At 33.9% G+C, this 12,580-nt stretch carries 19 protein-coding genes; 13 read left to right on the forward strand and 6 right to left on the reverse strand.

Annotation, left to right across the window (positions count from 1 at the left end):
• From BK577_RS10855 to BK577_RS10875, 7 genes are all read left to right on the forward strand, one after another.
• The gene (locus BK577_RS10855; RefSeq protein ID WP_078432895.1) at positions 1 to 771 is read left to right on the forward strand and encodes a sporulation protein; all 771 of its coding nucleotides are present in this window, start codon (positions 1 to 3) and stop codon (positions 769 to 771) included.
• A gap of 270 nt (positions 772 to 1,041) precedes the next feature.
• Positions 1,042 to 2,151 (forward strand): CapA family protein, encoded by a 1,110-nt coding sequence (locus BK577_RS10860; protein ID WP_078433534.1) that lies wholly within the window; start codon positions 1,042 to 1,044, stop codon positions 2,149 to 2,151.
• 143 nt (positions 2,152 to 2,294) lie between these two features.
• Complete coding sequence (locus BK577_RS10865) at positions 2,295 to 3,014, forward strand: YebC/PmpR family DNA-binding transcriptional regulator (RefSeq protein WP_078432896.1); 720 nt, start codon at positions 2,295 to 2,297, stop codon at positions 3,012 to 3,014.
• A gap of 129 nt (positions 3,015 to 3,143) precedes the next feature.
• On the forward strand, positions 3,144 to 3,284 hold the full coding sequence (locus tag BK577_RS25985) for a hypothetical protein (protein WP_169908210.1): 141 nt from the start codon (positions 3,144 to 3,146) through the stop codon (positions 3,282 to 3,284).
• A 43-nt stretch (positions 3,285 to 3,327) separates the two neighbouring features.
• Complete coding sequence (locus BK577_RS25990) at positions 3,328 to 3,468, forward strand: hypothetical protein (protein ID WP_169908212.1); 141 nt, start codon at positions 3,328 to 3,330, stop codon at positions 3,466 to 3,468.
• 208 nt (positions 3,469 to 3,676) lie between these two features.
• Positions 3,677 to 4,288, forward strand: a complete 612-nt coding sequence (locus tag BK577_RS10870) for a phosphatase PAP2 family protein (RefSeq protein ID WP_169908214.1) — start codon at positions 3,677 to 3,679, stop codon at positions 4,286 to 4,288.
• Between the two features lie 134 nt (positions 4,289 to 4,422).
• Complete coding sequence (locus BK577_RS10875; RefSeq protein ID WP_139367295.1) at positions 4,423 to 4,731, forward strand: YodL domain-containing protein; 309 nt, start codon at positions 4,423 to 4,425, stop codon at positions 4,729 to 4,731.
• A 91-nt stretch (positions 4,732 to 4,822) separates the two neighbouring features.
• Here BK577_RS10875 and BK577_RS25995 read toward each other — a convergent pair whose 3' ends face one another.
• Both BK577_RS25995 and BK577_RS26000 read right to left on the reverse strand, forming a co-directional pair.
• Positions 4,823 to 4,963: a hypothetical protein gene (locus BK577_RS25995; RefSeq protein WP_169908216.1), complete on the reverse strand. Its 141-nt coding sequence runs from the start codon at positions 4,961 to 4,963 to the stop codon at positions 4,823 to 4,825.
• A 12-nt stretch (positions 4,964 to 4,975) separates the two neighbouring features.
• A complete protein-coding gene (locus tag BK577_RS26000; RefSeq protein WP_169908218.1) occupies positions 4,976 to 5,113 on the reverse strand; it encodes a hypothetical protein in 138 nt (45 codons plus the stop codon).
• A 189-nt stretch (positions 5,114 to 5,302) separates the two neighbouring features.
• On the opposite strand from BK577_RS26000, the gene deoD reads away from it, so the two are divergent.
• From deoD to BK577_RS10890, 3 genes are all read left to right on the forward strand, one after another.
• Complete coding sequence (gene deoD, locus BK577_RS10880; protein ID WP_078432898.1) at positions 5,303 to 6,010, forward strand: purine-nucleoside phosphorylase; 708 nt, start codon at positions 5,303 to 5,305, stop codon at positions 6,008 to 6,010.
• A 214-nt stretch (positions 6,011 to 6,224) separates the two neighbouring features.
• Positions 6,225 to 7,046, forward strand: coding sequence for a M15 family metallopeptidase (locus BK577_RS10885; protein WP_078432899.1), 822 nt, complete (start codon positions 6,225 to 6,227; stop codon positions 7,044 to 7,046).
• A gap of 12 nt (positions 7,047 to 7,058) precedes the next feature.
• Complete coding sequence (locus BK577_RS10890) at positions 7,059 to 7,562, forward strand: mismatch-specific DNA-glycosylase (protein ID WP_078432900.1); 504 nt, start codon at positions 7,059 to 7,061, stop codon at positions 7,560 to 7,562.
• A gap of 57 nt (positions 7,563 to 7,619) precedes the next feature.
• Here the strand turns inward: BK577_RS10890 and BK577_RS10895 are convergent, their stop codons facing one another.
• The 3 genes from BK577_RS10895 to BK577_RS10905 form a co-directional block, all read right to left on the reverse strand.
• The gene (locus tag BK577_RS10895) at positions 7,620 to 7,871 is read right to left on the reverse strand and encodes a hypothetical protein (RefSeq protein WP_078432901.1); all 252 of its coding nucleotides are present in this window, start codon (positions 7,869 to 7,871) and stop codon (positions 7,620 to 7,622) included.
• Positions 7,872 to 7,954: 83 nt separating this feature from the next.
• Positions 7,955 to 8,665 (reverse strand): class I SAM-dependent methyltransferase, encoded by a 711-nt coding sequence (locus tag BK577_RS10900; RefSeq protein ID WP_078432902.1) that lies wholly within the window; start codon positions 8,663 to 8,665, stop codon positions 7,955 to 7,957.
• Between the two features lie 54 nt (positions 8,666 to 8,719).
• Positions 8,720 to 8,992: a hypothetical protein gene (locus BK577_RS10905; RefSeq protein ID WP_078432903.1), complete on the reverse strand. Its 273-nt coding sequence runs from the start codon at positions 8,990 to 8,992 to the stop codon at positions 8,720 to 8,722.
• A 242-nt stretch (positions 8,993 to 9,234) separates the two neighbouring features.
• Here BK577_RS10905 and BK577_RS10910 point away from each other — a divergent pair, with 242 nt between their 5' ends.
• Positions 9,235 to 10,632: a S41 family peptidase gene (locus BK577_RS10910; RefSeq protein ID WP_078432904.1), complete on the forward strand. Its 1,398-nt coding sequence runs from the start codon at positions 9,235 to 9,237 to the stop codon at positions 10,630 to 10,632.
• A gap of 45 nt (positions 10,633 to 10,677) precedes the next feature.
• Here the strand turns inward: BK577_RS10910 and BK577_RS10915 are convergent, their stop codons facing one another.
• A complete protein-coding gene (locus BK577_RS10915; RefSeq protein ID WP_078432905.1) occupies positions 10,678 to 11,301 on the reverse strand; it encodes a nitroreductase family protein in 624 nt (207 codons plus the stop codon).
• A 144-nt stretch (positions 11,302 to 11,445) separates the two neighbouring features.
• On the opposite strand from BK577_RS10915, the gene BK577_RS10920 reads away from it, so the two are divergent.
• Complete coding sequence (locus tag BK577_RS10920; RefSeq protein ID WP_078432906.1) at positions 11,446 to 11,784, forward strand: winged helix-turn-helix transcriptional regulator; 339 nt, start codon at positions 11,446 to 11,448, stop codon at positions 11,782 to 11,784.
• Entirely contained in the window at positions 11,777 to 12,517 is a 741-nt protein-coding gene (locus tag BK577_RS10925) for an SDR family oxidoreductase (RefSeq protein ID WP_078432907.1), read from the forward strand. The genes BK577_RS10920 and BK577_RS10925 overlap by 8 nt, the downstream gene beginning before the upstream one ends.
• The last annotated feature ends 63 nt before the right edge of the window (positions 12,518 to 12,580 follow it).

Raw genomic sequence — 12,580 nt, forward strand, 5'->3', positions numbered from 1 at the left:
ATGTCTTTTTTCAATAAAATATTAGCTAGTGTTGGGATTGGATCTGCTAAGGTCGATGCAAAACTATCAGATTCAATTATCAAAGTCGGGGACAAAGTCAAAGGAATTATTGAAGTAAAAGGAGGAAACATCGAACAATCAATTGATGAAATTTATCTGACAATTAACACAAATTATGAAAAAGAAGAAGATGATAAAGTCGTTCACAAACAAGCAGTCATTGCAAAGGTGAAGCTGAATGAACCGTTTGTTATTATGCCAGGTGAAACAAAAACAATTCCTTTCACATTTGAGCTGCCTTTGGATACTCCATTAACCGTTGGATCCTCAAAGGTTTGGTTGCAAACAGGAGTTGATATTAAGGGTTCTATAGATCCGACAGATCGGGATATCATTAAAATTGAACCACATCCTTTGATGGAAAAAACAATTAGTGCACTAAGTGAACTTGGATTTTCACTTAGAAATGTAAAAAATGAAGCTGCTTCATATAAGGTACGGAAAAGATTACCGTTTGTACAGGAATTTGAATTTATTCCAACAGCAGGTCAATTTAAAAAAAGTTTAGATGAAGTAGAAATCATGTTTTCTCTACTTAATGAATCAAATATAGAGATTTTTATTGAAGTTGACAGAAAAGCTAGAGGTATTAGCGGTCTCTTTTCTGAAGCCCTAGATTTGGATGAGTCATTGGTGAGATTTACTCTTCATGAAAATGAAATAGACAATATAAAGGGAATTTTACTGGATATTTTAAATAAACATAGTTAATAAAACATCAGCAGAGCAATTAAAGTGCACAAAATCTTCATGCCCTTTAATTGCTTTTTATTATTCCGTGAAAATAGGTAAATAGGATTGTTTTTTGCAACAAAAGACTAGATACTTTCGTTGTATTTATATTAAGATATTTTTATTTAAGTAAGTTTTTATTAAAGAGTGAGAAGGGGTTAAGGGATGAAGGAGAGCCATACATTACTGTCAAGAATAAAGTCGAAAGAGAGGAGAAAGCGTAGAAGATTAAAAAAAGCATACAGAAGAATGCTTACAATCATTTGTTTTGGCATCATTTTCCTTACAGTATACAATTACATAAATTCTGATAAACAGGGTGAACCAGTCACAATAAATGAACCCGAAGAAGCAAAAATAATCGATCAGGAAAAAGAACCAGTAAAAGAACAAATAAATCAACCGAAAACAACCATAACAATAAGTGCAGCTGGTGACTTCACATTAGGAAGAGATGAAACGTATGATTATCAGGGGTCATTTGTTGATGTAGCTACTCAAAAAGGTTTGTCCTATTTTTTAGAAGGGTTGGATTCCTTATTTTTAAATGATGATTTTACTACAGTGAACCTTGAAACAACATTAACAAATTCATCTGAAAAGGCAAATAAGACCTTTCGCTTTAAAGGTGATCCAGAATATGCTGAAATTTTAAAAATGGGTGGAATTGAAGCCGTAAATTTAGCCAACAACCATATATTCGATTACTTACAGCAGGGCTATGATGATACGAAGACTGCACTAGAAAATAAAAAGATTGGATACTTCGGGTATGAAGACTCTTACATAACAGAAGTGAAAGGTGTGAAAATAGGCGCTTTAGGCTTTGAAGGGTGGCAGGATACTCAAGAGATACGCACTCAAATTAAGGAAAGTATTCATGAATTGAGAGGTCAAGGGGCACAAATTATATTGATTCACTTTCATTGGGGAGATGAAAAGCAGTATGTACCAAATGATACTCAAATCTCATTAGCTAAATTCAGTATTGATTCTGGTGCAGATCTAATACTTGGCCATCACCCGCATGTTGTTCAGGGAATTGAAGAGTATAAAGGGAAGTTTATCGTATATAGTTTGGGGAACTTTATGTTCGGTGGAAATAAAAACCCATCTGATAAGGATACATTTGTTTTTCAGCAAAAATTTTATATCGAAAATGGAAAGTTAAATGAAAAAAAAGAGATTAATGTGATTCCATTTTCAATATCATCTGTGTCTACACACAACGATTATCAACCGACATTGCTAACTGGAATAGAACATGAAAGAGTAAAGGAAAAAATTATCCTTTATTCAGATCAAATATCCAATTCGGAGTGGCTTGTCTACGAGAAAGATTTGGTGACATCTGAATAAAATAGCATTGAATTGTCGTACTTAACAAAAAAGGTAATTTAGGTATAATAGAATAAGTGAGTAAAATTGACAAGTGTTTGCTAATCCAAACGTTTGAGTCTTACAGAATTGATAGATTTAATCTTTGAAAGTGAGTGTTCATTATGGGTCGTAAATGGAATAATATTAAAGAAAAGAAAGCTTCAAAAGATGCTAATACGAGTCGTATTTATGCAAAATTTGGTCGTGAAATTTATGTAGTAGCAAGACAAGGAGAGCCAGATCCAGAAGCAAATCAAGCATTAAAAGTAGTTCTTGAGCGAGCAAAAACATATAATGTCCCAAAGGCAATCATTGATCGTGCAATTGAAAAAGCAAAGGGCGGGGCAGAAGAAAACTATGATGAGCTACGCTATGAAGGCTTTGGACCAAATGGTTCGATGGTCATTGTAGATGCTCTAACGAATAATGTGAACCGTACAGCTTCTGATGTTCGGGCAGCATTTGGTAAGAATGGCGGGAATATGGGTGTGAGCGGTTCTGTAGCTTATATGTTTGATGCAACAGCTGTTATTGGGATTGAAGGTAAATCCTCTGATGAAGTGCTTGAAATATTAATGGAACAGGATATCGATGTTCGAGATATTCTTGAAGAAGATGAGTCTGTTATCGTTTATTCTGAACCAGATCAATTTCATTCTGTACAAGAAGCTTTTAAAACAGTGGGAATAACAGAATTTACAGTAGCTGAGTTAACGATGCTTGCACAAAACGATATTACATTACCTGAAGAAGCGAAAGTCCAATTTGAAAAAATGATTGATGCACTAGAAGATTTAGAAGATGTTAGACAGGTTTATCACAATGTAGATTTAAGTGAATAATTTTTTAGCAGACCTTTAAATAATAAGGTCTGCTTTTTTATATATTGAAAAAAGCTTCAGCGTTGGAATGCAAATCCTTTTTTTAGTTAAACTAATAACTGCTTTAAAATTCTTTATGGAGGGTCTTATATGTCGAAAAAAAAGAATTCACCTTCTTCAGAAGTAGATCAAAAAAAACTTGTGGATGATAAGGCAAAAGCGGCTAGAGAAAATAACTTTGAAGATCAGCACATTCGACGAGTAACGCCAAATGGAGCAGATGGTCAATAAGATCAGATTCTAGAAGAAAAAGACTGGAATGAGGTGTAAGTAGATGGCGAAGAAGCATCACAATAGTCCTGAACAAAAGGCAGTAATGGCCAACAAAAAAGATACTGAAATGGGAAGTGAATATGCCTACAAGTCAAAACCGGCTCCTGGGCATAAAGAACAAGCTAAGCACAAGAAAGTATAAATAACTACCATATAAAAAGGTCAGGTCTTCTTAATTAAAGAATATAGTCCTTTAAAAATAAGGTCTAAATCTTTTTGCTAGTAGATTTGGCCTTTTTCTTTTGAAGTAAACGAAATAATAAGCAAGGTATGATATAGCTTTCCTTTACTTTCATTTTATGGCATGATCGTAAATAATGCCTATGGATTGGATAGGAGGAAAGAATAGAATGATGATAATGGTAGTGGTTGCTTTACTTTTATTTTGTTTCTGTGCAATGGTTTATTCTGTAGAGTTTTTCTCTACAATCGATGTGAACGTAACCTTGTTTTTTGAGCAGGTCAGGTTACCGCTTGCAACAGATCTTTTTTTATTCGTATCGGATATAGGATCGATTAAGTATGCATTGCCTATTTGTATTGGTGTTGCCATCTTTTTATTATATAAACGGAAATGGATAGATGCTGTTTTGTTATTTATTCTATTCTTTACGGTTAGACAAATGAACTACTTGCTTAAGGAATTATTTTTACGTGAACGTCCTACATATGATGCCGTTTACCAGGCAACACATTATAGTTTCCCTAGTGGACATTCTATGAATTCTGCAGCAATTTATGGGTTTTTATGTTATTTAATTCTTTCTCATTTTATAAAACGGGAAGAGCAAAAATTGCTAGCTATAACGATGACTATTTGTCTCGTCATGTTAATAGGTGTTAGTAGAATTTATCTAGGAGTACATTATTTAACAGATGTACTAGCTGGATGGAGTGCAGGGTTTGTTTGGTTTATGTTATTTAGAACGATTAGAACTACTATGCTTGTTACAAAGTCTTAATAGAAAAGCTTTAAGGAATTAAATTATGTTATTCTAATGATTTCGACAAAAAAAGCGGTTTTTATCTAAAGGAATCTTTCGAGTAAGTGGCTAATTATTATAATAATAATACTTAAGCGAAGGAGAGAGAAACCGTGTATACCTTACTATTAAAAAAAAGAATCACTTCATATGATGTGACCATTTTTCAAACACCGAAGTTTGGGGAGAAAAAAGGGTATCAAGATGTTTATCGTTTTGTGATGGAAGGGAATAATCACAAAGATGCATTACAAAAGGTTTTTCAAACTTTCAATGTTACAGACCGAATGCCGAATGATTATCAAGCGAGATATTTAAGCACAGGCGATATTGTTCTTATTGATGAAGGAAAAAAGGGGCAATTTTATTATAAGCTAAATCCACAAGGGTGGAATAAAATTAATCGTATTCATGTTAGATAAGCAAATGACGAATAGGCAATCGATATCACAAGAAATATCACATTATTGTGACCATCGATTACCTTTTCTTTATTTTACTTAACAGTCATAATTAAAGGTTGTTCCCAGGGCCATTCTTTCTTTTGCCTGATGTATGTTCCTTTACATGAGCTGTTTCTTCAGCTTCTAAAACAGCAGGTGAAATATGGTTGTTTTTCTTTGGTGTATTTCGATTTCGATGTTTTTTCCCCATCAGTACATCTCCTTATATTTCATTTGTTTTATTCGTTGCATGTGTTTTTTGTTTTCTTGGTTTTTTAGATTCATGTGGTTGTGTTCCATTTCTAGAACCAGGGTTAGTTTCATTTGCATATTGAATCGCTTGTTCTAATTTTTTTTTCATTTCGTTTCCCTCCTAAAGAGATTACGGTTATATCTTTTCCCAATGTTATAAAGCTATAGCTGACAATAAATGTATTGCATTTTTTTAGAAAGATAGAAAATGGTAATATTGAAAAAATTTAATTGTCTTATCAAGATATGATATAGTAAATGAGAAATGGGTTTATCATTCTCTCTAGGAGGTTTAAAAATGAGCGTACATATTGGTGCAAAAGAAAATGAAATAGCTGAAACAGTATTATTACCAGGGGATCCATTACGTGCAAAGTATATTGCCGAAACATTCTTGGAAGATGTGACCTGTTATAATGAAGTTCGCGGAATGCTTGGTTTTACAGGAACATATAAGGGTGAAAGAATCTCTGTTCAAGGTACTGGAATGGGTGTGCCATCTATTTCTATATACATAAATGAACTTATGAATAGTTACGGAGTACAACAATTAATACGTGTTGGTACTTGTGGAGCTATTCAAAAAGATGTAAAAGTTAGGGACGTCATTTTAGCAATGAGTGCATCGACCGATTCTCAAATGAATAGACTTACATTTGGCGGCGTAGACTATGCCCCAACTGCAAACTTCGATTTATTGAAGAAAGCTTATGATGCAGGGCTCGAGAAAGGTCTAAATTTAAAAGTGGGAAATGTATTTACAGCAGATATGTTCTACAATGACAATGCTGAACATGAAAAATGGGCACAATATGGTATTTTAGCAATTGAAATGGAATCAGCTGCACTTTATACACTGGCTTCCAAATACAATCGTAAAGCGTTATCTGTACTAACTGTAAGTGACCACATTTTAACTGGAGAAGAAACAACTTCAGAAGAACGCCAAACTACGTTTAATGATATGATTATAGTAGCACTAGAAGCGGCTATTAAAAAAGGATAATGATCAAAAATATTTCTAAAAGTATGCTATTTGCATGCTTTTTTCTTTTGGACATTGTTGACCACCCAGTTTTTTGTCGAAAAGAAAACATTGAATTTACGTTTTAATGTCTAGGTAGAAAGGTAAAGATGTAGGTAGTTACTTAATTATCATTTCTTTAGCTTGTATTTAGTGTTAAAATAGCTTTGTTATTGAACAAGAATAGGGTGGTACTATGTTTTACAATAAATGGAGCGTTATTTTACTTTTACCGGTCGCTCTTTCGGGTTGTACAGATTTTTCTAAATCGATGCCTTTTCTTAGTGGTCAGCAAGGGCAAAACTATACCCAAACTGAACAAATTGAGGATAATGAAGAATTAAATGAACCAAAAGAAGAAATCGATGAAGATTTTTTATTAGAATCAGAATTTTTCAATCAGGTAAAACAAGTGAATGGCGACAACGTTATTGAAAATCCGACAAATTTACTCGTAATGGTAAATAAAGATTTTGCTCTTTCTTCTGAATTTGAACCTAATGATTTGGTTGTCCCTGATGTTGAGTTTTCTTTCGGTGATGCGGATGTTCCACAAAAATATATTAGAAAAGTAGCAGCTGATGCGTTAGAAGAGCTTTTTGAATTAGCTGAAAAAGATGGAATTGAATTATTAGCTGTGTCCGGTTATAGATCATATTCACGTCAAGAAGGAATTTTTAATGTGGAAAAGCAAGATAAGGGTGAAGAATATGCATTGCAAGCTGTTGCACTACCGGGACAAAGTGAGCATCAAACCGGATTAGCAATGGATATTTCAAGTCGAAGTGTAAATTTGGAGATTACAGAAGAATTTGGTGATACGAAAGAAGGAAAATGGGTTCAAGAGAATGCTCATCGTGCAGGTTTTATTATCCGTTATCCAAAAAATAAAGAATCTCTTACAGGCTATCAATATGAACCATGGCATTTGCGTTATGTCGGAAAAGAAAAAGCAACTATTATGTATGAAAAGGATTTAACATTAGAAGAGTACTTTCTAAAAGTGAAAAAGATATAACGGTGATATAGTATGAATGATCATTTGGACAAACTACAAAAAAATCTAGACATCTTGTTCATAGGGTTTAATCCTAGTTTGGTTTCCGGGGAAGTAGGACATAACTATGCAAATAAACATAACCGTTTTTGGAAAATACTTTTCTTAGCCGATCTCACAGAACGAATTTATCTTCCTAACGAAGATGGTGAGTTACTCAAAAAAGGATTTGGGTTTACTAATATTGTATCAAGACCTACGCGTGCAGCAGCTGAAATTACACAAAAAGAATATCATGATGGAAGGGAAATCCTGAAGCAAAAAATAGCTTTTTACCAACCTAAAGTTGCTTTTTTTGTTGGTAAAGGTGTTTACCTTCAATATAGTCAATCTAAAAAAGCGGGATGGGGTAAACAGCATAAAAGTGTAATTGAAGGTGTAATAGATTTTGTTGCTCCTTCTTCTAGTGGATTAGTTAGGATGAAGATTGAGGATATTGTGGAGATTTATAAAGGTGTAAAACCTTTAATAGATTAATAATTGAAGGAAAAATAAGGGGAAGGTTTCATGTTCCCCTTATTTTCATCTTTATACTTACCAAAAAAGCAATCCACCTAAAACAATTCCAGTGATAAAGCCTAAGCCAATACCATACGCTGGTCCATAGCCCCATCCATATCCATAAGGGCCATAACCGAATCCTCCTCTTTGCATCCGTGGTTCAATAAATACTTTATTTGAAGTAACACGACAAATTCTGCCTACATGGGTGCGACCAGAACGATCAGTGATTCTTACTACTTTTCCATTATAGCGACAGCAAAGGTCATAGTAATGCTGTGACATGATTTTCCCTCCTTAGCCTTTCGTCTCCATATTGTATGTTCCTGACCAAGGGGGGATTGTACTAATAACTATAAAAGGTTGATTTAGACGGATCGTCTAGCATAAAAAACTCGAAAAGATAATCTGTCTCTATATCGTAACGATAATTCCTCATGCATTGTCAACATGTTAAATGCTAATGAAGGAGTCACATCTGTAATGTGAAATTCTGTAGTAGGTTCTTCTGTCCTGATGGAGGAAAAATCATCCTCTGATTGGATTTTAAAAATAGTTAGACCAAATTTATTGAATGCGCTCTTCCAATCTTCAATAGATAAAATATCAGGTATTCCGTAAAATGCAGTGATCTCGCTATATTCCGACTCTAATAATGGCGCCGTCCGTATCATCTCTATAGCAATAATGACACCGTTTGGTTTTAGAATTCTTTTTAGTTCTGGTAATGTTAGATCAAGATTTGTAAAATTTAGAACTGACTCAGATAAGATGATATCGGATAATTGGTCTGGTAGAGAAGTTGAAGTTAAATCTTCTTGTACATATAAAATTTCACACTGACATTCTTTATTTCGTTTTTTTGCTTGTTGAATCATAAGGTGATCAAAATCTAGACCAATTACATTGTAGCCTAATTGATGCAGGTGATAACAACTTTGTCCTGTTCCACATCCAACATCAAGTACAGTATGATTGATTGGGAATTTTTCTTGTTCAAAGATTTCCTTTGTTAAGGATATGCCCCCAGGATGTGCTCCACCAACGCCGAGTGAAGATAGCATTTGTAAGTAATTCAAATTATTCCCCCCATTCTGATCCTTTATTTTATGAAGGATCAGAATGGAGCGTGATTAGACACAATGGAATAAGCAATGTTTTTCAAATAGCATTTTAAGCTTAGGAGTAATCATTTTATGAATTTCTGCCTTATAAACGTATTGAAGTGAACCCTTAACATGTAATGTGTGAACATAGCGTTCCACTTGATCATTTATAAATGAAGAAACTTGATTTTGATAAAAGAAAACTTTTTGTTTTATTTTGTAATCAATTTCTTTGATTAATGATAATGAAAAGTGAATCATATCAAATTCAGTTCTTCCAATGTAATCTGCTATTTGCATATGAAAACCTCCCTGCATTTACATTCGTGTAATAAACTTTACATTAAATTAATAAAAAAGTATCGTGGTTTTTGTCGAAGATCATTTTCTTTTATAAAATTTCAGTTTGAGGTATCCCTTACTATATGATTTGATGAAGTGGAATGTTGACAAAAAGGTGAGTCATTTTTTCTGCTACACAAATTAATTGACGTTTTCATTTGGCTTAGACATAATAGGAACATACATAAAGGTGGTGCAAAATAGTCGTGAAAAATAGCAAATTACTAATTTCAGTAATTGTAACAGCAACAATTACAGCAGGAATAACATACAATGTTGTTAAGCCTAATGGAAGTATGTTGAGTGCACAAGAAGACGATCCATTTGGGAAATTAAGAAAAACATATGAAATTCTACAGGCAAATTATTATGAAAAAGTTGATACAGATCAGCTGGTTGAAGGTGCTATAAAAGGTATGGTGGAATCTTTGGAAGATCCATACTCCGTTTATATGGATGTTGAGGAAGCTAAAAGCTTTAGCGAAAATATTTCTTCATCTTTTGAAGGTATTGGTGCTGAAGTACAAGAAAGCAACGGAAATATTATGGTTGTCTCTCCTATTAAAGGCTCTCCTGCTGAAGAAGCAGGGATAAAACCAAAAGATATCATTCTTAAAGTAGATGATAAATCTGTTGAAGGTTTGTCTGTTAATGAAGCAGTTATGAATATTCGAGGAGAAAAGGGAACAAAGGTTAATCTCCTTATCCAACGTGCAGGAGTTGGAGAACTTACTTTTACAATAAAAAGAGATACCATACCTTTAGAAACAGTTTATTCAGAAGTGCTTGATGAAAATATTGGTAAAATACAAATTACAAAGTTTTCTGAGACGACTGGAAAAGAACTTGCCAGCGCCTTGGAGGAGCTGCAAAATAAAAAAGTTAAGGGTTTAATACTGGACTTAAGACAAAATCCCGGTGGATTAATGGACCAAGCTCTCCTTATGTCTGATTTATTTGTTCCGAAAGGAAAAAATATTATGCAAGTGGAAGATCGAACTGGTGCCAAGGAAATTTACAAAGCTGAAAATGACAAGGATGTTGAGCTGCCTATTACAGTTTTAATTGATGGCGGAACAGCAAGTGCAGGTGAAATTATGGCTGCTGCATTAAATGAGTCGGCAGGAATACCACTTGTTGGGGAAAAAACCTTTGGGAAAGGTACTGTTCAAACTGCAAATGGATTTGATGATAATTCATCTGTCAAATATACAACTGCTAAATGGTTAACACCTGATGGCACTTGGATACATGATAAGGGAATTGAGCCTACAGTGAAGGCAGAGCTGCCTGACTATGCAAATTTACCTTATATTAACCCTGAAAACGAATTAAAATCCGGTGATTCTAATGCCGAAGTAAATGCTGCTCAACAAATGCTTAAGGCACTTGGTTATAAAGAAGTTAGTGTTAAGGGATATTTTGATGAAGCGACAGAAAAGGTTGTAGAACAATTCCAAGAAGATAACAAACTTACTGTAAATGGTATCATTACAAAAGATACAACGATAAAGTTGATGGAATTAATTCAGAAAAAAATCCAAGAAAATGATACACAATTGGAAAAAGCGATATCGGTATTAAAAGAAAACATGTAAAAAAAACAGCTTATGCTTTTCGCATAAGCTGTTTTTTCGTAAGACCTATAACCATGTTGAAACATGATCTAAATCTAAGCGATTACTTTGGTGTGCAGGCTTCACAGCTTTTCCAATCGAAATTAACATAATTGGAACATATCTTTCAGAAATCGAAAATTCTTGCATAAATTGATCTTTATTAAACCCGCCAATTGCACATGTGTCATAGCCTTTGGCCTTTGCAATAATCATTAGTTGCATTGCAGCCAATGAAGCATTTGTAAATGCAGCATCTCGTGCAAAACCTTGGTCTGTATAAGCACGACTAATCTGACCTGCTAGGTTTTCTTTTATCTCTGATTTTAAATGTCCTGCTAGTACAAGAGGATCATACACCTGGTCAGTGTTTTCATTAGCTTCTAAGTCACCTAAAATGGCAACTACAGCAGATGATTCAACAATTTGACTTTGATTATAAGCAATAGGTAATAATTTTTGTTTAGCTTCATCACTATGGAATACTGTAAAATGCCAATGTTGTAAATTCCAAGCAGATGGCGCCTTTGTTGCGAATGTTAAGAGTTCACTTAACTCTTCTTTTGAAATTTTCACGTCTTTATCATAATGGCGTATAGAAGAACGACTATTTAATACTGTCATCACATCTTCTGCATAGGTTGTATTCATTAGAAATCCTCCTGAGTTGAATTTGGTACGTGTATATTTTATACTAAAAGTAATATACTAACTTTTAGTAAGTCTTATCACATCTACCTATCATAATAGAAGTGAAATACAGAGTCAAGAGAAATGGAATAAGGGGAGATCTGTGTGAAAATAAATCTTTGTCCAAAATTAGAAACGGCTTTTAGACTTTTAGGTAAACGTTGGATTGGTATTATCATTCATGTTTTACTTGATGGACCTAAAAGGTTTAAAGACCTGACAGATATTATTCCTAGTATTAGTCAAAAAATGTTATCTGAACGACTTAAAGAACTGGAAAATGAAGGTTTAGTGGAAAGAATTGTTATAGATGAAACCCCGGTTAAAGTCCTTTATCAGTTAACTGATAAAGGAAGAAGTTTGAAAGGTGTTGTAAAAGAGGTAGGAATTTGGGCAGATACTTTTTGCTCGGTTGAAGGAAAGAAAGGAGAAGAGAATGAATAGAACCGTTATTATAACTGGTGGAGCAAATGGTATTGGTAAAGAATTAGTCCTTCAATATGCTGAGGAGAATGACAATGTTGTTATAGCGGATATTAATGAGCAAGCAGGCAGAAACTTAGAACAAACATGTAAAGAAAAGCAATTAAATGTCATGTTTGTTAAAACTGATGTATCAAACGTAAGTGATATTGAACAATTAATAAAATCAACGGTTGATCGTTATAACACAGTAGATATACTAATTAACAATGCAGGATTGTCTAATTGGAAGTCTCCGTACGTAATAACAGTTGAAGAATGGGACATGGTCCTGAATACAAATTTAAGAAGTGTTATGTTTGCTTCAAGAGAAGCTGCTAAGGTAATGAAGGCAAATGCAAATGGGGGAAAAATAGTGAATATTGCCTCCACCAGAGCATTAATGTCAGAAGAAAATTCAGAGGCATATGCTGCGACAAAAGGTGGGATTGTTGCACTGACACATGCGCTTGCAGCTTCATTAAGTGACGATCAAATACAAGTAAATGCGATTTCTCCAGGCTGGATTGAAACTGGAGATTACAACTCATTAAGAGAAGTTGATCACATGCAGCACTTATCTAAACGAGTCGGGAAACCATCTGACATTGTCAAAGCTTGTAAATATCTTACAAGTGATGATAATGATTTTGTTACCGGTATAAATTTAATCGTAGATGGTGGTATGACCAAAAAAATGATCTATGAAGAGTAACAAGAGAAAAGTTATGGTATTTACCTAATGATATAGGTGAAAGCCCACTCAAAACCCTCCCGA

The organism is Metabacillus halosaccharovorans (genome assembly GCF_002019635.1).
Classification (GTDB): Bacteria; Bacillota; Bacilli; order Bacillales; family Bacillaceae; genus Metabacillus; species Metabacillus halosaccharovorans.

What these genes read in the sequence shown, in the direction of transcription:
- BK577_RS10855 (WP_078432895.1), top strand. Translation starts at nt 1, where the DNA reads ATGTCTTTTTTCAATAAAATATTAGCTAGTGTTGGGATTGGATCTGCT.
- BK577_RS10860 (WP_078433534.1), top strand. Translation starts at nt 1,042, where the DNA reads ATGCTTACAATCATTTGTTTTGGCATCATTTTCCTTACAGTATACAAT.
- BK577_RS10865 (WP_078432896.1), top strand. Translation starts at nt 2,295, where the DNA reads ATGGGTCGTAAATGGAATAATATTAAAGAAAAGAAAGCTTCAAAAGAT.
- BK577_RS25985 (WP_169908210.1), top strand. Translation starts at nt 3,144, where the DNA reads ATGTCGAAAAAAAAGAATTCACCTTCTTCAGAAGTAGATCAAAAAAAA.
- BK577_RS25990 (WP_169908212.1), top strand. Translation starts at nt 3,328, where the DNA reads ATGGCGAAGAAGCATCACAATAGTCCTGAACAAAAGGCAGTAATGGCC.
- BK577_RS10870 (WP_169908214.1), top strand. Translation starts at nt 3,677, where the DNA reads ATGATGATAATGGTAGTGGTTGCTTTACTTTTATTTTGTTTCTGTGCA.
- BK577_RS25995 (WP_169908216.1), bottom strand. Translation starts at nt 4,963, where the DNA reads ATGGGGAAAAAACATCGAAATCGAAATACACCAAAGAAAAACAACCAT.
- BK577_RS26000 (WP_169908218.1), bottom strand. Translation starts at nt 5,113, where the DNA reads ATGAAAAAAAAATTAGAACAAGCGATTCAATATGCAAATGAAACTAAC.
- deoD (WP_078432898.1), top strand. Translation starts at nt 5,303, where the DNA reads ATGAGCGTACATATTGGTGCAAAAGAAAATGAAATAGCTGAAACAGTA.
- BK577_RS10885 (WP_078432899.1), top strand. Translation starts at nt 6,225, where the DNA reads ATGTTTTACAATAAATGGAGCGTTATTTTACTTTTACCGGTCGCTCTT.
- BK577_RS10890 (WP_078432900.1), top strand. Translation starts at nt 7,059, where the DNA reads ATGAATGATCATTTGGACAAACTACAAAAAAATCTAGACATCTTGTTC.
- BK577_RS10895 (WP_078432901.1), bottom strand. Translation starts at nt 7,871, where the DNA reads ATGTCACAGCATTACTATGACCTTTGCTGTCGCTATAATGGAAAAGTA.
- BK577_RS10905 (WP_078432903.1), bottom strand. Translation starts at nt 8,992, where the DNA reads ATGCAAATAGCAGATTACATTGGAAGAACTGAATTTGATATGATTCAC.
- BK577_RS10915 (WP_078432905.1), bottom strand. Translation starts at nt 11,301, where the DNA reads ATGAATACAACCTATGCAGAAGATGTGATGACAGTATTAAATAGTCGT.
- BK577_RS10925 (WP_078432907.1), top strand. Translation starts at nt 11,777, where the DNA reads ATGAATAGAACCGTTATTATAACTGGTGGAGCAAATGGTATTGGTAAA.